Source organism: Chitinivibrionales bacterium, from assembly GCA_035516255.1.
GTDB lineage: Bacteria > Fibrobacterota > Chitinivibrionia > Chitinivibrionales > FEN-1185 > FEN-1185.
This window is the reverse complement of the sequence record DATJAL010000013.1, coordinates 25,677-45,139: the sequence shown is the minus strand read 5'-3', so window position 1 is coordinate 45,139 and position 19,463 is coordinate 25,677. Positions and strand designations below refer to the sequence as shown.

The window sequence follows — 19,463 nt, the reverse complement described above, 5'->3', positions numbered from 1 at the left end:
TTTATTGACGAACAAGATATCAGCAGTCAACCAATTAACTTATAATGCTTCTGTTTGCAAGTGCTGAAATGAGATCGTTATTGACTTATGCCCTTACAATATTTCTTCTTCCATCGTGTGAACTCTCTATTACCACTGACGTAACGACAGCCACTCGAATGATCGCCAGCCCTAAAGGCATCGGCGCCAAAGAGGGGGTGTGCCCCCGGATCGCCGCCGCGCCGGTTGACTTTTTATAGTGGATATGCGGCGCGGCGGAAGCCGGGGGAGACTTCCCCCATCAAATGATAATTACATTACCGATAGAATGGAAATTGCAGAAACAGTAAAAAAAATCCACATGGCAGTATTCCCGGAACCACCATGTGGACGCAACTCGGTTATTCAATCGCCGATAAAAGGTTCGTTACTTCTTCTTTTTTCCCGCAAGGCTAATGATGCGGTAGGTCTGCGAGACGGACAGGTCGAATTTCTTTGCGATGTCGGTTCCCGTCTTGCCGCCCTTGTAATTGCCGACGATTTTCTTGTTTCTCTCGGCGTTCTTCGCGATGAGCGAATCGATGCCGTATTTGTTGCGCAGCTGATGGATCGCCTGGCGGGTGACACCGACTTTATCGCCTATTGCCTGATCGGTTCCCAGTTTTTTCTGAAGTGCGACAAGCTGCTGTTTGGTAAGTCTGGCCATGATGACCTCTCCTTTTTTAAGGTGGATTGATTAAATATAATACCGGTACAAAGTGATGTGCATAATTTGTAAAAAATAAATTGACAACAACAACGACCCGCGGCCCGGGCGTATTTACAATACGGTATTTATTTTCACCGCGCGCCGACCGAGGTTACGGTATCGTGATCGAAGCACAAATATTGCGTTCCGAACAGCCATTGCTCCCTGCAGCCGCGCTGCGCCGTGTCGAGGGTCACCTTGTGCGGCTGGCCCCAGCTCACCTGCACCTGCTCCTTGGTCATGCCGCTCACGATGGTGTGGCCGTTGATGGCGGCCCAGGTGAGGCTGTCCCATGAGTAAAGGGTCGTGGGGTTCGTCTCGAACAGCTCCTCGGCCCACGGCGGCCCCGGTTTGATCTTGTCGCTCATGACATTCGCCCATGTCAAGCACACCGGAATGAACCCCTTTTCGTGCGCGGCGGTCTCCACGTTCAGCCAGAGCGGCTTGGGCGGAAGCGGCGCGAGCCCCCACGACACGCCCGTCACCTTGAGGGCGTCCTGGATCCTCACCTTGATCCTGCCGTAGGCGCCCGTTGACGAATCGTAGGTGTCGATGAACCTGCGGCGCGAATACACGGTCGTTCCGGCCCAGCGCCGCGCCGCGCCGTCGAGATCGTCGCTGCGGGCGATGCCCTCGATGGCGCCGTTGTGCGTTTTGGCGAAATAGGTGCGGCCGCCCTTATCTTCCGAGAAGGTGACGAGATGTTCCGGCCCGGCTTTCTCAACGCCGGTCACCGTGAGCGTTTTGCCGGCGAGCAGGGAATAGCGGGCGTGGTGTTTTTCCGCCTCGGTCGCGGTATCGACGGCGGCGGTAGCCGCGGAAAGTTTATTGGTGAGGTACAGTTCATACCCGAATTTCCTGAACATCGGCGGCTTCCTGAGCGCGAAGAACTTCTTGTTCAGCCATTTATCAACCGGCAGCAGGCATGATGAGTCGACGGACGCGGAAGCGGCGGCCGCGGGCGGCGCGGATTTTTGCGGGGCCGCTGTCTTTGAGTGGATGACGAATGCGGCGCAGACGACGACCGCGGCGCTTACGCTGAAAAGCACCGGCCTTGATTTTGTATAGTGCCGTTTGTAGGACGGGCGGGGATCGGCTGCTGTCACAGGATATCGTTCCGTGTTATCAAGGTACTGGTTGCGCTCCTCACGTAAAAAAAGCCCCCATAAATTAAACAACGCACATGCCGGAAGTAAAGAGATATTACATTTTTCTTATAAGAATGTATCAAGTTTTTTTACGAAGCCGGAGCGCCGTTTCGCGCAGATCAACGATCCCGGCGAAATGCAGGCAGGCCGCCGCGGCGACCAGCGCGGGAAATCCCGCCGCTGCGGCGAGCGCGAGGTTCTGCATGAATGTTGCTGAGCCCGTGTGCGGGGCCGCGAGCGCCTTGATGCCGAAGCAGATTGCAAAGCCGGCTGCGGCGACAACTGCGGCCTTCGCCATGTAGAATACGGTGGCCGCAAAGTCGGCGATGAACCGGTGCCGCTTTTCCCACGACCAGTAAAGGACAAGAAACTGTGCCGACATCGCCACGGTGGACGCGAGCGCGATGCCCATGGCCCCGTAGCGCGCGCTGAAGAGAACGTAGCACGGGATGCTGAGGAGCGCGACCGCGGTGGTGACCAGCATGGGAAAGACCATTTTCTGTTCCGCGAAGAACCCGCGCATGACGATGGTGCTTGCGGCCATGGGGAGCGCGCCGATGAGGTACACCGCGAGCACCGGCGCCGTCGCCGCCGTTGACGCGGCGTCGAAACGGCCGTGCTGGTACAAAACGGCGATGATCTGCGACGAAAGCGGGATCATGACGCCGACGCACGGAATGAGAAAGGCCGCGATGTTTCTGGTGATGCCGTTGAGCAGGCCGTTCATCTCGCCGAACCGCCGCTCCGCGGCGAGCCTTGACAGAAAAGGATACGAGGCCACGCCGGCGGCCTGGCCGAACACGCCGACGAATATCATGGTCGTCCTCAGCGAATAGTTGATGCTCGCGAGCGCGCCCTTCTGGAGAAACGAGCCGAAGTATCGGAAAAAGAGCTCGTTGGAAAGCGTCATGCCGATGCCGAGCATGAGCGGCAGGGTGAGCAGCACGTACCGCTTGAGGTCGGGGTCCTTTACATTAAAGAGCGGGCGGAAGCGCATGCCCACCGCGAACGCGCCGGGCAGCTGCACCAGCACGTTGCCGACGAACGCGCCGACAAGGACGCCCCAGGCGAACCCTTCCACCCCGAGATGGAAAAAATGCTGGCAGATAATCCCCATGGCGATGATGCCGAAGTTGTAGCAGAGCGGCAGCAGCGCGGGGAGAAAGAACCGGTGGTTGGCATACTGCACGGCCAGGAGAAACGCGCCCCAGTAGAAGAACAGCTGCGCGGGCATGATGATCCTGGTGAGCCTGATGGTGAGCTCGCTGGGGGCGCCCTTTCCGAGCAGCCCCACGACCGCCCCGGCCCACACCATGCCCGCCACCACCAGCACGGCCATCACCGCGGTGCCGATCGTGAGAAGGTTCGAAAACACGCGCCATGATTTTTCGCGCTCGCCGCTCACGAGGTATTTCTGGAAAATGGGGATGAAGGTGATGGCGAGGAATCCGCCCGCAAGCAGGTGGTTGAGCATTTCGGGGATGAGGAACGAAGCGACGTAGGCGCTCATCTCGGGCGAGGTGCCGAAAAATCCCGACAGCACCTGCTCGCGCACGAGGCCCATCACCCTGCTGATCAGGACCGAGGTCATCATGATGACCGACGCGATGGTGATGGAGCGGCTGAGGCCTGCGCCGCCGGATGCGTGTTCGGGTTGTGTCATGGTGCGCCGTTTTCAAAAAACAAGGCTCATGAAATCGTCATGAGCCTTGCTGCGGGTGAAGGGTGCGGCAAAATTATTTTTTCTTGCCTTTTTTTGCGTCCTTGATGATGCGGTAGGTTTGCGAAACCGACAGATCGTATTTTTTTGCCAGGGCCGTTCCGGACGTGCCCGCCTTGTGCGCCTTGGCGATTTTGGCGTTGCGCTCGCCGTTTTTGGCGATCACGGACTCGATGCGGTATTTCTGGCGGAGCTGGTGGACCGCTTGACGGGTGATACCGAAACGCTCGCCGATCGCGGCGTCGGTCTTCAGTTTTTTCTGCAGGGCGACAAGCTGACTTCTGCCGATTTTTGCCATGATGGTGGTTCTCCTCTCGTGAGATGGTGATTGAATGACCTATAATATAACAGCGTGAAACGCTCCGCGCAACAATTTTTTCTACGATGTGTAAATGACGCCGATGAAATTGCTTGACAAGCCGTTCTCGTAGCCGCCGCGGTCGCGAGGTGCGTAAAATAGGGCGCGATGATGAACCGCGCTGCAAGTTGCTCCGCCGTGAAACATAAAGGTAGTTTTAATAAGGTAAATAATACAAAATGGCTGGATGGCCGGACACATCCTGTCCTCCGCGCACCGTTGCACCGCTGATGGCAGGAAAACGAGAGTGGTACTTGACTGATGCCAAGCGTTAGGTGGACCGGAGGGTGAGCTAGGGCGAATTGCCGGCCGACCCCTCGCTGAAGGCGACTTCGGGTGGTCCGGCAACGAGGCGAACAGCCGAGCCCGGAGGGAGACCGACCCGAGCCTGAGTTTACGAAGGCGAGGGGAACGCCCAAACTTTATTATTACCACTTACGCTAGATTAGTAATCACGGAAAGCGTTTCTCATGCACGACGCAATGGTCGCTTATGTCAGGGCTCATGACGGGGTTTCTTCCGCGGTCCTTGCGCGGGAGATCCTTAAATTCAAAAACCCTGATGAAAAACTTGCGCACGCGGCGATACTGGCGATTCTTTCAAAGGACCGGCGCTGCTCTTTCGGCAGCGACAATCTCTGGCACGCCTCTGCGCTCGCCGTTCCGCAGCAAGGCGGCTACACCCTGGCCGAGACGCCGTGGGCCGCGGCGTATTTGCTTGCGCTGCCCAACAACCCGAAAGCGGCGGTGTATGCGTCGGTGTGGTCCGTCGCAGAGGCGCCGCAGCTGCTTGCCGGGCGCTGGCTCGAGGATCCTTCGGCATTGCCGTTTGAAGAGCAGGAGCTTTTAAGAAGCGTGCGCGACGCGCCGTTCGAAGATGAGCCGCGGGAGCGGAAGGCCGGCGTCCTGACTGCCGCATGCGAAAAACGGCGGCCCGTGTTCCTTTCATGGCGCCAACAGTCGGCGTTCGGCCTGCTTGCCCAGGAGGCGGGCGCGTTCCTCGACGACAGCGCCGTTCTCGTCAGCACCATGTTCGTGTGCGCCAAGCTGCCGCTCCCGCGGCCGCTCACGCTTGACGCATGCCACAAGGTGCTGTTCGGGACGTCGCCGCAGCTCACCTATGCCTATAAGCACGGCGAATGCTTTGCAAAATGCGTGCAGGAGCTCGTACGGCTCCTCACCGAACAGGGACTCGGCGACATCGCCCATCTGGAGGCACAGGAGCGGACCGATCTGGCGGGCGTTGACTTTTCGGGAAAGGAATTCTCGTACGATGACATCGCGGCCGCGCCCGCCGCGCCCGGCGTGTACGGTTTTAAAGCCAAAAATGACGCGTACCTGTATATCGGCAAGGCGTCCAATCTCAGGCGCAGGCTCATGAGCTATTTCCGCGACTCCGAGGAATCGCCCGAAAAGCTCTCGCGGCTGCGCGCCGAATCGCACAAGCTCGTCACGCACGAATGCGGCTCCGAGCTGGAGGGCCTTATTTATGAATACCGGCTCATCCGGAAGCACGCGCCCCTGCTCAACACGCAGCTTGCGATCGCGGAACGCAAGGGCGCGTTTTTACCGCTTGACGACTGCATCGTGCTGCTGCCGCACGCGGAGAAGGAAAAGGGCATGTCGTTCTGGTTCAGGAAGAACCAGAAAATCTTGCTCAGGCCTTTCTTTTCCGATTTCAGAGACGTCCCGGCAATGGAAACAGAGCTTGACAAATTCTTTTTCAGCGGTGCGCTCCCGCCGTCGCCGGACGACTTTCCGGAGCAGGAAATCGCCACGCGGTGGGTGAAGCAGCGCAAGGACGAACTGTGCATTGTATGGGTGAGCAGGTCGTCGTCGGCGCCTGAAGTGTGCGAAATGATCCGGGCCTACTGGAAAGATTGCTCCAATAATTTTTGACAAAACTGTCAAGATACGGTATATTTTTACTATCCTGAGGTATCATAAATATAGGAAGAAGGCATGCCGGAATTTTTTTTATTCGTTTAAATAAAAATTTTCTTTCCAAAAAGGGGGAGGCTTTCATGTTCAAAAAAGCCATGGTACTGACGCTGACGGCGCTGCTTTTTACCGCGGTATTGGTCGGCGCGCAAACCTATACCGGGGAACCGAGTAACAGGGTCAAGATCAACCTGGGCGAGACGCCCTGGAAATTCATCAGGTCCGATCCGGCGAATGGAAAAGACACCGCACTCAACGATGCATCGTATCCCGACGTCGGCATTCCCTATACCTGGTGTGACACCGAATCGTTTCTCAACGAGGCCTCGGGCGGTGGCGACGGCGAGATGCAGGGCGGGCCGTTCTGGTACCGGAAGCATTTCACGCTCGACAGCAAATACGCGGACAAGAAAATATTCATAGAGTTCGAGGGCGTGCACGTGGGAGTCCAGGTGTTCATGAACGGCACGTTCCTGCCGGGAAACAGCTCCGAAAACCCGCAGGCGACCCACGTGGTCGGATTCATCGGGTTCGTCGTCGATGTCACCAATCTGGTGAAATTCGGCGGCGCCGACAACGTGCTCGCGGCGCGCGTGTCGAAAAGCCAGGGGTTCTACAACGACCCGGGCTTCTCGGAGGTGTTCCGGTTCGGCCAGGGCGACGCCGGCATTTTCCGGCCGGTGTGGATGCACATCACCGACAAGGTGCATGTGCCCCTCAACGTTTACTCATGCGTCAGCCAGTGGGGAACCTACGTGGGGGCCACGTCCGTGGCCACAGACGGGTCGTCGGCCGCCATCGACATCAAGACGAACGTGCAGAACGAGGGGACGGCGGCGGCCAACGTCACGCTCACCACGAAAATCGTTGACGCGTACAACAACAACGTGGTGTGGACCGGCGACGCGACACAGTCCATCGGCGCAGGCACCGCGTACGTGTTCGACCAGACCGCCACGGTGAACAACCCGCACCTGTGGTATCCCAACAACAGCCCGTACGGCACGCCGTACATGCACAAGGTGTATCATATCGTGAAAGTAAACGGCACCACGGTCGACGTGTTCACGGACGATTACGGCATCCACGTGATCACGTGGGACGCGAACTTCCCGTATTTCAACGGCCACAAGCACCTTCTCTACGGCGCGTCCGCGCGCTACGACTATCCCGCGCTCGCGACCGCGCTGCCGCCCGAAGTAGAGTGGCGCGACGCCAAGCTGCTCGCCGACATCGGCGGCAGCCTGTGGCGGCCCGGCCATTCGTCGTGCAGCCCCGGGTTCGTGGAGGCCTGCGACAACGAGGGCATCATGCTGATCCAGCCGAGCGGCGAAGGCGAGGGCGCTTTCAACGGCGCGTCGGCGACCGACGGCGGCAAGGGGCAGCTCAAGTACGAGATACAGAGGGACGTGATCATCCGCGACAGGAACCATCCGTCGATCCTCGCGTGGGAAATCAGCAACGGGCCCATCGCGACCGGGTTCGCGCAGTCGCTTCAGCAGCTTGCGGCGACGTGGGACCCCATCCACACGCACGTGATCGCCGACCGAACGCCCAACCCCGCCAACGGCTACATTCTTTCCTGCACGGTTGTCGGATGCGAAATCGGCGTGAAGAACCAGTATCCCAACAATCCGGCCTGGGGCGCCGAATGGTGGAGCGACTACGGCAGGATGGCGCGGTTCGAATACGATTACGAGCTCGCGTTCTGCGCCGATTATATGAACGACTGGGTGAAAAGCCGTGCGGCAAACTGCTTCGGCATGGCGCAGTGGTACATGTCGGAGACGCCCGGCGAAGACGGCATTTCGCTGCCGTACAAGAACACCGCGACGTATCCCAAGTGCAGGTCGTTTGAATGCTCCATGATGGATTTCAACCGCATCCCCAAGCTCCTGTACTATGGCTACCAGTCGTGCTGGATCCCGTTCGCCACCAAACCGGCGGTGAAGCTCGGCAACCATTGGAACCGGTCGGGCACGGTGCGCGTCTACGGGTTCTCCAACTGCCCGCAGGTAAAGCTGCTGCTCAACGGCACCGCCGTGGGAACAAAGGCGCCCAACGGGCTCACCGGCGTTGCGCCGAACAGCGACCACACCCAGACCACCACCCAGCTTCCCTGCGAGGTGTGGTGGGACAACGTCGCCTGGGCCTCGGGAACCCTTATCGCCCAGGGCCTTGACGGAAACGGAAACGTGGTGTGCGCCGACACGCAGAAGACGGCCGGCAATCCCGACCACATCCAGCTCACGGTGGATCCGCATATTGTAAAGCCCGACGGCGAGGTATTCACGTTCAAGGCAAACGGCTCCGACGCGGCGCTCATCCTCGCCACGGTCCAGGACGCGAACAACGTCTGGTGCCCCACCGCGACCGGCAACATCACCTGGAGCGTGACCGGTCCGGGCCAGTACCGCGGGGGCTCCGACCAGTATGTTGACGCCACGCAGTCCAAGACCTGGCACGCGCCCGGCGATCCGGAGCTGCTGATCGAGGGCGGAAAGTGCAAGGTGGCGGTGCGGACCATGTTTACGACCGGGACCGTGACGGTCAACGCCACGTCGCCGGGCCTCACCGCCGGCTCGACCACGTTTGTCGTGGGAAGCCCGACGTCCATCGCGTACCAGCCCACGAAAAATCCGTACCAATCGTCCTTGCCGCTGCCTTTTGTGAAGGTGGGAGTGTTTGGCTCGACCGTGCGCTATTACCTGAGCGACCCGTGCGTGGCGGCTGTCGACCTGCTCGCCGCGAACGGAAAGGTGATCACGCACTTGCCCGCGAGCCTGCAGGCGCGGGGATGGCATTTGGTGAAGGACGCTTCGCTTTCGGGCGCGGGAGTCTATTTTGTGAAGGTGTCGCTGGGGGATGGAAGGAAAGTGGTGAAGAGGGTGATGGTCACCAAGTAAAATTTAAGATTGATAAATTAGAAAAGGGGCAGGACGGGTAAGGGTCTGTCCCTTTTGTTATTTCAGGCGTTCATTTTATTCGTACTACGTCCACATGCGAATAATTTTCACGGCTTTCTCTTCTTTGAGAACCTGATACGCAAGCCGATGTTGAATGTTTATCCTTCTTGAAAAAGCGCCGGATAAATCCCCGATTAATTTTTCATACGGGGGTGGGGTATGCAAGGGGTTTGATTCTAAAATTGACAGAAGATTTTCGACGTTATATCGCAGACCTGCGGCTGAAATCTTTTTTGCGTCTTTTAGAGCTTGTTTGTATAGTAAAGCTGCCACTTTACCATTTTATGACCTTGCTGGTTTTCCGCAAGGGTGTTTTCATGCCTGCTTTTATGGATTCACGCATTCCTGGAATCGACGCCAAGTACAAAGTTTCCTTGATCGCCGACCAATCTTCCTCGCCGATTAATACGGCTCCGCCGCGTTTGCCTTCAATGAGAATCGGCGAATGTGAAGTGTTGGCCTCGTCAAGCAAGCTATACAATTTCTTCCGCGCCTGGTAACGGTCAATGTCGTCAAATGATTTCCTTCCCCCCAAAATGAACGTTATTATTTACGCAAACGCAAGAGGTTTGCGAGCAGGGAATTTATTTGGAAGTCCTTCCGAACTTCTGTTCCTTCCACACAAATTTCCCAAACACCCCGATCACCACCGAAAAAATCACAACGGGCAATTGGATCAAAGACGCCGGGACAATATATTTCCTCAGGCCCATTTCGCCGAACATGCGCGTCCCGGGGACCAGGAGCATTGCCTCGCCGAAAACCTTTACAAGAAACATTGCGATGAACGGCGCGAAAAATGCCGGTTTGAAAAATCCTGCGAAGAACAATAGTGCAATTGCCAGATAAAAAACGAATACCGACGAGAGCAGTCCGACCTGCATCCGATTGTAATGCACGGTCTTTGATCCCCAGCGCTTGCGCTGCTCGAAAACGCCCGTTATCGTTTCGGTGGGGCGTGTATTCACTTTTCCATCCGCGTCGGTCATGTACCGGATGCGCCAGCCCGTGCTTCTCCAAACCCTTTGCAGCAGCAGATCGTCGTCGCCGGAAACCACGGCGCTGTCGGAGCCGTACCCGCTTGCGGCATCAAACGCTTTTTTCCTGAACGCGAAGTTGTTGGCGTTTGAATTGAGCGGCAGGTTCGCGCCGATGGCCGCGGCCGACACTACGCCGTGCGAAAGGAAATCGATTGCCTGTATTCCCCAAAAGAGTTTGTTCATACCGGGCGTTTCCGCATACGCGGTGATCCCCTGGACGATGCCCGTGTTTTCGTCAAAATATCTGTCAATGGTTTCGAGCCAGGCCGGCTGCACGATGCAGTCCGCGTCGGTAAACACGATGATTTCTTCTTTTGCGCGCAGTATTCCCTGTATTACGGCGTGCTTCTTGGGAGAAACGCCCTGCGGCGTTTCGGTAATGGTGACGACGGAAAGATTGGAATGGCTTTTTGCAACTGACGCCGCGATGGCAGCGGTGGCATCGGTCGAGCGGTCGTTGACAAGGATGACTTCGAAACGTTCCGGCCCGATTGTCTGCGATAGAACCGACAAAAGGCATTTTTCAATGACGCGCTCCTCGTTCCGGGCCGCGATGACAATGGAGAAACGAAGATGGTGGGGCGTTGAGGAACGGGATATGCGGCAAAGGCCGTTACAGAGAAAAATGATGACGGAGAAATAAATTATTGAGAGAATTGCGCAGAGGAATGAAATTATTAAGATGAGATGCATGGCAGTGAAGAAAAATAGGATGCGTTGGGGGATTTGTCAAACAGTGCCACCGCTTCAGATGATCCAACCGGATGAGCGACCGGAACCGCCCCTTACAAATGCCCTTGCGGGGAAGGAGGGCTTATCCGCTTCATTTCTTCGACGAATTCAAAAGGACCGTAGTGGCTCCACCCCCGGTCGATTTGGACGGTGATGGGCGTTCTCGTCTCCACGTGGTACATGTAAAGCAGGTTCAGCACGGCGGAGTCGATCTTGACGCCCCGCTCGGTCGCCTTGAGATAGGGAAAGTTCTTGTTGGGCCCCCACGATTCCCAGGTCACGATGACATTCGACTTGTCGGGCCGGAACCATGCCGGAAGAATATCATCCGTCAGCCAGACGCACTTGAATCGCCTGCACGGCTCCACGGGACGGTCTTCATAAATAGAACAACCGCCCGGTTTCATGAAATGGCAGGGCCTGCCAAGATAGAAATGATGCCCGTACACGCAACCTTCCAGATACCCTTCGCAGCAGGCCGTGCATTGGGGGATTTTTGGAACGGCGGCCTTGTCACGGGGCTGTTTGTGCGATATTGAATTTTGTTTCATGATGATACTGCTCCTTTATTCTTCTTACAAATAAATTACGATAACGCGACCCCAAAAAGTACGCAAAATTGGGTCGGGGAAGGGGGGCAGGTAATGTGGCAACAAATTTGCTCTCATATAAAAGAATAATCGACGCCGGAAATTTTTTCCAGACACTGTTTACAATATGTCGCGAAATGAAATATCGCCGGTGTTGCCAACGAAATAATGAAAAGGTATTTTCGTCCTTGATCCCTTATACGAGGCCGGTGAGAAGAAAGAAAACCCATTCATCCGGAGGTTCATATGAAATATATGGCTCACCTTGCGATTGCCGTTTTGATCGTCTGCGCCGCGGACCTTTCCGCAACCGTCAATACGCCGGTCCTTTCATGGACGCACGGCGGTTGCTATTCCTCCTGGTGCGAGACAGGCTGGTATTCGTCGCCCGCGGTCGCCGACCTCTCCGGCGACGGTAAACGCGAGGTGGTGGCGGGCGGCTACACCATAAACATCCTGCGCGGCAGCGACGGCCAGGTGCTCGCCTCCTTCAACAAAAACGGCAGCCGGGTCTGGTCGGGCATCATCGTCGCGGACATCAACGCCGATGGAAAGCAGGAAATCGTTGCGGCGTCGGGCGGCAACATCATCGTGCGGAACAACGATGGCGACACCCTGTGGACCAAACAGATCGTTTCGGCCGAACTGCGCGGCATCGCGGCGGCCGACCTTGACGGAACAGGAAAACTCCGGCTGATCGCCACGCAGGCCGCGCTTGATTCGCTCAACACCTGGGTCTGCTCGTACGACGGGACCATCATGCCCGGCTGGCCGCAGCGGTCGAAGAACAAGGGGTACGACGCGGGCGTTTACAACGACAACGCGGCAATCGGAGACCTTTCGGGAAGCGGCACGCCGGAAATCGTGGTGCCGTCGGACGTGCATTACATCTGCGCCTACACGCCGGCCGGGGTGCCGGTGCCGGCCTCCTCTATTTTCGGCACCAAGGTGTGGGGCGAGGTGGGCGCATGGGTCGACACCGCTCCTGAATTGCGCGGGTACGGCCTGTGCGACGGCACGCCGGTGGAAAGCTATCGCGCCAATTTCGCCGATGGCGCGGCCGTGATCGCGGATGTCAACAACGACGGCGCGTACGAGCTCGTGGCCGCGGGCGACGTGTACGACTGCAGCGGGACCTATCCGCCCAGCAAATACACCGGCCTGTTCATTTTCAACGCCGACCGCACGCGTTTCAAGAAAGGCGGCTACGACTGGAGCATCCCGTTTGCGTCCGGCGCGCCGCTGTCGGAGGACTACAACGTGATCGAATCCTGCATGCCCGACCCGGTGGTCGCCGACCTCAACGGCGACGGCCTCAAGGAGATCCTCTTCTCGTCGTACGACGGCAAGGTCCACGCGGTAAGCCTTGACAAAACAGAACACGGCAACTGGCCGTTTGCCGTCTATCATGCCGGCGACCCGTTCTTCCGTTTCGCGTCCCCGCCCGTGGTGGCCGACCTCGACAACGACGGCAAGGCCGAGGTGCTGTTCACCACGTGGACGCAGGAGGGCTCACACACCGCCGGCGACCTGTTCATCCTCGACAACCAGGCCAACGTGCTGCAGAAGATCGCGCTCCCGGACACGTTCGGCGGCGCGAACTGGAACGGCGCAATGGCGTCGCCGACTCTTGACAGAATAGACACCAGCGGCGACCTGTCGATCGTGATCAACACGTCGTCGAGCGGAATCGTGGCGTACCGGTTGCCCGGGACAAAGAACGCAACGGTGCTGTGGGGAACCGGTCGCGGCAATTACCGCAGGGACGGGTTTGTCCCGATCGCCACCGCGGCGGCTAGACCGCTGCCCGGCATGGGGTCCGCGCGCGCGGAAACGCACAACGGGATGATCCGGTGCAGGATCGGCGGGGAGGCCAGAATGCTCGCGGTTAAGGTGAATATCGACAAAGGCTTTGCCGCTGAAGTGGTTGACGCACGGGGAAGGACGATCCGGAGCCTGGTTGACAAAGGCGAGCTTGAAATTATGACGGACAGGGCCGGGGTCTATTTTGTGAAGGTGACGGGGAATGAGGGAATGGGAAGTGAGGTGGGGAAGGTGATGAGGTGAGGTACTTTGTGTTCAGAGCCGGTTTTATGTTCCTGTCCGTTTCCATGGTGCTGTTCTTATCGAATTGCATTTTCAACCGGTATGCAGATAACCATGAATCTTCCCAAGAGTTATTGCAATATGCTAAGCTCTAACCAGACACGCTAAAGCAAATCGCGTTATTCGACGATCTAACGCAACAACAGGATTCACTCTTTTTATGCAGGCTCTCGCAGGTTAAAGCTCGTGTGAACAAAATCGATGATTCTGCGTTCGTGTTTCAAGCTGCCATGATCCGTATTCAACGCGATAAATTACTCGCTGAGCATTATCAGATAATAAATCCCACCGGAAACGCAGAACGAGTTTCCTATCGGCAACATGCGAAAGCAGGGGATTTGATGATTGAATGGCACAGCCCGCGCATTCCCCGCGACTTGGCGCGGGGTTAGCGGGCGACTATAAAATATTCTAATTCTATAGCCAAGAAAGAATCCCCGCCACTTGGGGCGGGTTCTTCAATATAAAAATTATCAGCCTCTTTACGGCAGGATAAAAAATTCTCATGACACGCTATTAGCGTTGAGCTTCGCTTCGCTCGCAATGACACCAATGAACGTGGCTGGCCCTCCGGAAAAGTTCATTGCTATTTGTCAATGAGAAGGAATAAAACCGGCATGATTTCCTCTCCCCGGCCGCCGCGGCACGGCCGCGGGGCGCCCAACTTTTATTTATCTTTTTTTAACACTCATACTTTGCCGCCAGCGGAAACCTTCTCCCCACCCCGAACGCCTTGGGCGTCACCTTCAGCCCCGGAGCCGCCTGCCGTCTCTTGTACTCGCTTTTCTTTACAGCCTCCACCACCCACGCCACGGTCTTTCCATCAAATCCCTTTTTGACAATCTCCTTGGCCGATTTTCCCTCTTCAACAAAAAGCTCGATGATGGGGTCGAGCACGTCGTACGGCGGCAGGGTGTCCTGGTCTTTCTGGCCGGGCCGCAGTTCGGCTGACGGCGGCTTGCTGATGCAGTTTGCAGGGATGATCTCGCGCACGCGGTTTATGTAATGCGCCATCTTGTACACCATGCCCTTGGGAAGGTCGGAGATCACGCTCAGGCCGCCGCTCATGTCGCCGTAGAGGGTGCAGTAGCCGACGGCGAGCTCGCTCTTGTTGCCGGTTGACAGAAGGATATGGCCGAACTTGTTCGAGAGGGCCATGAGGACGGTGCCGCGCACGCGCGCCTGGATGTTCTCCTCGGCCAAGTCGGGCTTCAGACCGGCGAACACGGGCTCGAGTTCCCCGGTAAAGGCGGAAAACGCGCTTTCGATGGGGATGGTGGTGAAGGTGATGCCGAGGTTTTTGGCGAGCGCCGCCGAATCGCCGACGCTTCCGCTTGACGAATAGCGCGACGGCATGGTGACGCCCCACACGTTGTTCGGGCCGAGCGCGTCGACCGCGAGCGCGGCCGTGACCGCCGAGTCGATGCCGCCGGAGAGCCCGACAAGCGCCTTTGTAAACCCGCATTTGCGCAGGTAGTCGGAAATGCCGCAGACGAGCGCGTCGTGCACGCTCTTGATGGTGTCGAACTCCGGCGGGTTTACAACGGGGCCGAAGGCCCTGGTGTCGACCACCCGCACGGCCTCGCTAAACGCCGGGAGCATGGCGCGCAGGGCGCCCGTTGCGTCGAACGCCATGCTGTTGCCGTCGAAGATGAGCTCGTCGTTGCCGCCGGCCTGGTTGACAAAAACAAAAGGCAGCCGGTGGCGTTTGGCGTGCGCCTTGACCAGCGAGAACCTGATTTTCTCCTTGCCCAGGTAAAACGGCGACGCCGAAAGGTTGAGGAGGATGGTGGCGCCTTTTCTGGCAAGGTCTTTTACCGGGTCGATGTCGTAGAGCAGCCGCTGCCACATGTGCGGGTCGTTCCAGGCGTCCTCGCACACGGTGATGCCGAGCCGCTCGCCCTTGAACGGGCACACCCTGCGGCCGGCGGCCGCGTCGAAGTAACGCGCCTCGTCGAACACGTCGTAGGCGGGGAGCAGGGACTTGTCGTGCTGGAAAACGATTTTCCCTTTGCAAACGAGCAGCGCGGCGTTGGAGAGGCGCTTGCCGTTTTTCCGCGTGCTGGGCATGGCGAAGCCGAACAGGACGCCGCTTTCAGGGATTTTTTTTGAAAACGCGAGAATGTCGCGCAGCGCGGCGGCGCCGCGGCTGACGAACCATGACTGTTCGAGCAGGTCGCGCGGCGGGTATCCCTGGACAATGAGCTCGGGAAAAACGAAGAGGTCTATGTTTTTGTCGCGATGCGCGGACACCGCGGCGATGAGTTTGGCGGTGTTTCCCGCGATGTCGCCCATGACGGGGTTGAGCTGGCAAAGAGCGATTTTCATGTAACAGGCCTTGGAAAATTAAAGATTAAAGATTCAAAATTAAAAATTTTTAATATTTAATTTTCAATTTTTAATTCTTCTCTGCGCTCTTTGCGTCTCTGCGGTTATTTCTTTTCAATGTACAATGAGCGACGTCCCGGTCATCTCGGCCGGTTTCTTTATGTCAAGCAACTCAAGGATGGTCGGCGCGATGTCGCACAATTTTCCCTCAGGCCTGACCTTGACGTTTCCCGCGCCGATCAGGGTGAGGGGCACCGGGTTGGTGGTATGGGCCGTGAGCGGGGAGCCGTCCGGGGCCTTCTTGTATTCGGCGTTGCCGTGGTCGGCCATGAGGATGCAGGCCCCGCCCTGGGAAAGCGCCGTTTCCACCACGTCATGGGCGCACGCGTCAACGGTCTCCACCGCCTTCATGGTCGCCCCGAACACGCCGGTGTGCCCGACCATGTCGCAGTTGGCGAAGTTCATGATCACGGCGTCGTACGCGCCCGTTTTGATCGCGGCCACGAGCTTGTCGCGCACCTCGAACGCGCTCATCTCGGGCTTGAGGTCGTAGGTGGCCACCTTGGGGCTGGGCACGAGGATGCGGTCCTCGTTTTCGAACGGCTCGTTGCGCAGGCCGTTGAAGAAGAAGGTGACATGCGCGTATTTTTCGGTCTCGGCGCAGCGCAGCTGCCTGAGGCCGTTGTTGCTCAGCACCTCGCCGAGGATGTTGGCGTTCTGGATCTCGGGATACGCCTCGGTGAAATGCCCGTTGTCGTAGTAGTGGGTCATGGCCACGAAATGGATGCGGTGCGGCACGGTGGCGAATTCCTTGAACCCGGGCTCCATGATCGCGGTTGTCAACTGGCGCGTGCGGTCGAACCTGAAGTTGAAGAAGATGACGACGTCGTTGTTGCCGATGCCGGCATAGTTGACGGTCCGCGGCTTGATGAACTCGTCGGTCTCGCCGCTCGCGTAGGCGTCGTCGATCGCCTCCTGCCAGGACGCCACGGCCCTGCCCAGGCCCTGCATGAGGCCGCGGTACGCGATCTCGGTGCGCTCCCAGCGCTTGTCGCGGTCCATGGCATAGTACCTGCCCATCACCGTGGCTACGCGGCCGGTTCCTGTTTTGTCAATGCCGCTCTGGAGCAGCGCCAGGTGCTCGCGCGCGGATTTCGGGGGCGTATCGCGGCCGTCGGTGAGCGCGTGGACGAGGACGTTTGTGAACGTGCGCCGTTTGCACAGGTCGAGCAGCGCGACGCAGTGCCGCGTGACCGCGTGGACGCCCTCTTCCTGGATCAGGCCCATGAGGTGGAGCGCGGCGTTGCGCTTTTTGGCCAGGTCGATCGCCCCGGTGAACGCGGGGTTGGTGAAGAAGTCGCCGTCGGAGACCGATTTGTCAATGCGCGTGAGGCTCTGGTAGATGATCCTGCCCGAACCGATGTTGAGATGGCCCACCTCGCTGTTGCCCTGGTACCCGTCGGGCAGGCCCACGCTCAGGCCCGACGTGGCGATGATCGATCCCGGATTGGCTGCTTCATACGCGTCGGTAAACGGCGTTTTTGCCTTGAAAATGGCGTTGGTGTCGTCTTTTTTTCCGAGTCCCCAGCCGTCCCTGATGATGAGGCAGACAGGTCTTTTCTTCATGAACCGGTGCTCCTGGAGGAGGTGCGCGGGCTACTTGGCGGCCTGCTTGTATTGTTCGTAGAAATCCCAGTTGTCAACTTTGCCGGTGCCCTTGCAGGCCCAGCATTTTCCGTTGCCGTGGCAGTAGCGGCACACGCCGCTGCCCTTGCAGTAGGGGCATTGCTCCTCGTAGAACCCCGGCTTTATGTTTTCTTCGGGGACGTTGGGCGAAACGGTCTTCCGCTTTCCCTTGCCGTGGCAGAAACCGCACTTACCGCTGCCGCCGCAGTAGGAGCATACGCCCGCTTTCTGGGTGCAAAAGGGGCATTGGTGTTCGTCATACCTGGCGGCGCGCTTGTCCATGCGTGCGCATGACGCGAGCGCGACGGCCGCCGATGCGGCGAGAAAATTCCTTCTGTTCATGGTGATGCCTTTCCCTTGATTTCAGGCGTGCATGCAATTTTTTAATGCCTATAAATATAGCAAATATCATATATTAAGTAAAATTATATATCATCGCGCAATATAAATGATATGCCCGTGAACAAAGACAAATCCCAAATCGATTCCTTTTCCGTTTCGCTCGGTCCTGCACCGGTCAAAAAGCCCGCTGCCATTGACCTTGAACCGTGGAACATTCTTGTCTGCTCCGACCTCGGATTTGTTTCGAAGAAGCCGGTTTCCGTTCACATTGCGGAATGGAACGAGTTCATGGCGTCCGCGGGGATTTTGCTTTCCGGCAATGCGAAAAATATGCTGATTGACGGTGAAAAACAGGTTTTCGTTGAATATCCTGTGAAGACGATGAAGGATTTTTCGGCGGAGAGCATCGCGGCAAATGTTCCCGTATTTGCGCCGTGGACAAGGGCTTGTTTGGCGCTGCAGCAAATGCTTGACGGGAAAATCAGCGTGAATGATGCAGTTGCCTTGATAAAAAAAGCAGGACTGCCGGCTGATGAATCATCAAGAATTATATCCATGCTTTCACCGGCCAAAGGCGGTCGTCAGCAAAAACCTGTCGATGCGCCAAAAGCAAAGCCGCGGGGATCTTCCGTTGACCGGATTTTGTCCATGGTTGACGTGAAGCCGCAGACGGGCAAGGAATCAGGCAGCAGTCAGCCGGGCCTTACTGATGCCTTGTTTCAATCCGTATCGGCAGGAGAGGAACAGTTTGACAAATCGAAAATCTCGGCTTATCTAACCGTATTGAATCAGGAACTCAACGCCCAGGCAGCGGCGGTTTCATCGCAGGATTTCTTCAAGTCCAGATTTTTGTCATGGCAGGGACTCGCCCGGCTTGCAAAGGTGATCGGAAGAGAAAAAGAAGTCACCCTCGGCGTCATCTCATGCCCGTCACAAGACATGCAGGACAGGCTCGACGAAGCGCTCGGCGCCTGCATGGAAGCAGGCTCGGCGCCCGACCTCGTGGTGTGGGACCACGGCGTGACGTTTACCAACGCGAGCATGGAGGCGCTGGCGGCGTTGTGCGCCGCTGCCGAGCGCTTCAAATGCGTCGTGGTTGCTCCGCTTGACATGGATGACCCGCTTTTAAAGGACATCTCTTCCCGCAAGAGCATCTCCCATTTCTTCGACGACGTGCGGTTTTTGCCCTATAAAAAATTCAGGGACAATACCGCCTCACGGTGCCTGTGTCTCTGCGCGCCTTCGCTCGCATCGGGAATGAATTCCGAATGGTATGCCGCCGTCCGGTGGGCGGAGATGATCGTCGGCCACAATGACCCTTTTTGCGCAAAGGAGCAAAAGCTTCCAGTGGAAAGCGTGTTTACGGACACGCCGGTTTTTTCCCAAGCGGTTTCTCGGGAGGTGGCGGATGAGGCCGCGGCCATGGGGCTCACGCTGTTTGAACAAACCCTTGAAAAGGCATCGCTTGACAAGGCGGTCACCGTGGCCGGCCCCGAGAGCGTTGCGGACAACTTCAGGAGCCTTTGCTTCAACCTCCTTGTCAACCGCATCGCAAGGCTGTCCGGCATGAAAATCCTGGAATATGGTTCTCAGAAATCAAAGAGGGAAATTGCGGGCATGCTTGAGGACTTTCTTGATAAAGATCTGTCGGCCTGTGGAATTTTATCATCCGGCAAGCCTGTGGATGTTTCGGTCGAAAACCATCAGTCATTTGTCATTGCAATAAATTCGGACGCGACCATTTCCGGGCATCAGGCCCGTTTCACCTTTACCATTTAAC

At 57.4% G+C, this 19,463-nt stretch carries 15 protein-coding genes; 6 read left to right on the top strand and 9 right to left on the bottom strand.

All coding sequences use genetic code 11. The annotated features are described in order from the left end of the window. Nucleotides 1–406 precede the first annotated feature (406 nt). The 4 genes from VLX68_04095 to VLX68_04080 form a co-directional block, all read right to left on the bottom strand. Complete coding sequence (locus tag VLX68_04095; protein ID HUI91411.1) at nt 407–685, bottom strand: hypothetical protein; 279 nt, start codon at nt 683–685, stop codon at nt 407–409. 134 nt (nt 686–819) lie between these two features. Further along, a complete protein-coding gene (locus tag VLX68_04090) occupies nt 820–1,833 on the bottom strand; it encodes a hypothetical protein (GenBank protein ID HUI91410.1) in 1,014 nt (337 codons plus the stop codon). Nucleotides 1,834–1,954: 121 nt separating this feature from the next. Then, a complete protein-coding gene (murJ, locus tag VLX68_04085) occupies nt 1,955–3,538 on the bottom strand; it encodes a murein biosynthesis integral membrane protein MurJ (GenBank protein HUI91409.1) in 1,584 nt (527 codons plus the stop codon). Between the two features lie 73 nt (nt 3,539–3,611). Then, the gene (locus VLX68_04080) at nt 3,612–3,893 is read right to left on the bottom strand and encodes a hypothetical protein (protein ID HUI91408.1); all 282 of its coding nucleotides are present in this window, start codon (nt 3,891–3,893) and stop codon (nt 3,612–3,614) included. A gap of 530 nt (nt 3,894–4,423) precedes the next feature. Between VLX68_04080 and VLX68_04075 the strand changes: the two genes are divergently transcribed. The 3 genes from VLX68_04075 to VLX68_04065 all read left to right on the top strand — a co-directional run bounded on the left by VLX68_04075 (nt 4,424) and on the right by VLX68_04065 (nt 9,359). After that, nucleotides 4,424–5,851 carry a nucleotide excision repair endonuclease gene (locus VLX68_04075; GenBank protein HUI91407.1) on the top strand — a complete coding sequence of 476 codons (1,428 nt, stop codon included), beginning with the start codon at nt 4,424–4,426 and terminating at the stop codon, nt 5,849–5,851. Between the two features lie 125 nt (nt 5,852–5,976). Then, a complete protein-coding gene (locus VLX68_04070; protein ID HUI91406.1) occupies nt 5,977–8,799 on the top strand; it encodes a DUF4982 domain-containing protein in 2,823 nt (940 codons plus the stop codon). Between the two features lie 242 nt (nt 8,800–9,041). Next, nucleotides 9,042–9,359 (top strand): hypothetical protein, encoded by a 318-nt coding sequence (locus VLX68_04065; protein HUI91405.1) that lies wholly within the window; start codon nt 9,042–9,044, stop codon nt 9,357–9,359. A gap of 84 nt (nt 9,360–9,443) precedes the next feature. Here VLX68_04065 and VLX68_04060 read toward each other — a convergent pair whose 3' ends face one another. Continuing rightward, complete coding sequence (locus VLX68_04060; GenBank protein HUI91404.1) at nt 9,444–10,592, bottom strand: glycosyltransferase; 1,149 nt, start codon at nt 10,590–10,592, stop codon at nt 9,444–9,446. 92 nt (nt 10,593–10,684) lie between these two features. Beyond that, nucleotides 10,685–11,182, bottom strand: a complete 498-nt coding sequence (locus tag VLX68_04055) for a hypothetical protein (GenBank protein ID HUI91403.1) — start codon at nt 11,180–11,182, stop codon at nt 10,685–10,687. Between the two features lie 285 nt (nt 11,183–11,467). On the opposite strand from VLX68_04055, the gene VLX68_04050 reads away from it, so the two are divergent. Then, a complete protein-coding gene (locus tag VLX68_04050; GenBank protein HUI91402.1) occupies nt 11,468–13,288 on the top strand; it encodes a VCBS repeat-containing protein in 1,821 nt (606 codons plus the stop codon). Between the two features lie 227 nt (nt 13,289–13,515). After that, entirely contained in the window at nt 13,516–13,719 is a 204-nt protein-coding gene (locus VLX68_04045; GenBank protein ID HUI91401.1) for a hypothetical protein, read from the top strand. Between the two features lie 289 nt (nt 13,720–14,008). On the opposite strand, the gene VLX68_04040 is transcribed toward VLX68_04045, so the two are convergent. From VLX68_04040 to VLX68_04030, 3 genes are all read right to left on the bottom strand, one after another. Next, complete coding sequence (locus VLX68_04040; GenBank protein ID HUI91400.1) at nt 14,009–15,655, bottom strand: NAD+ synthase; 1,647 nt, start codon at nt 15,653–15,655, stop codon at nt 14,009–14,011. Nucleotides 15,656–15,769: 114 nt separating this feature from the next. Beyond that, a complete protein-coding gene (gene gpmI, locus VLX68_04035; GenBank protein ID HUI91399.1) occupies nt 15,770–17,281 on the bottom strand; it encodes a 2,3-bisphosphoglycerate-independent phosphoglycerate mutase in 1,512 nt (503 codons plus the stop codon). A gap of 30 nt (nt 17,282–17,311) precedes the next feature. Beyond that, entirely contained in the window at nt 17,312–17,683 is a 372-nt protein-coding gene (locus tag VLX68_04030) for a hypothetical protein (GenBank protein HUI91398.1), read from the bottom strand. A 117-nt stretch (nt 17,684–17,800) separates the two neighbouring features. Between VLX68_04030 and VLX68_04025 the strand changes: the two genes are divergently transcribed. Continuing rightward, the gene (locus tag VLX68_04025) at nt 17,801–19,462 is read left to right on the top strand and encodes a type VI secretion system contractile sheath small subunit (protein HUI91397.1); all 1,662 of its coding nucleotides are present in this window, start codon (nt 17,801–17,803) and stop codon (nt 19,460–19,462) included. The last annotated feature ends 1 nt before the right edge of the window (nt 19,463 follow it).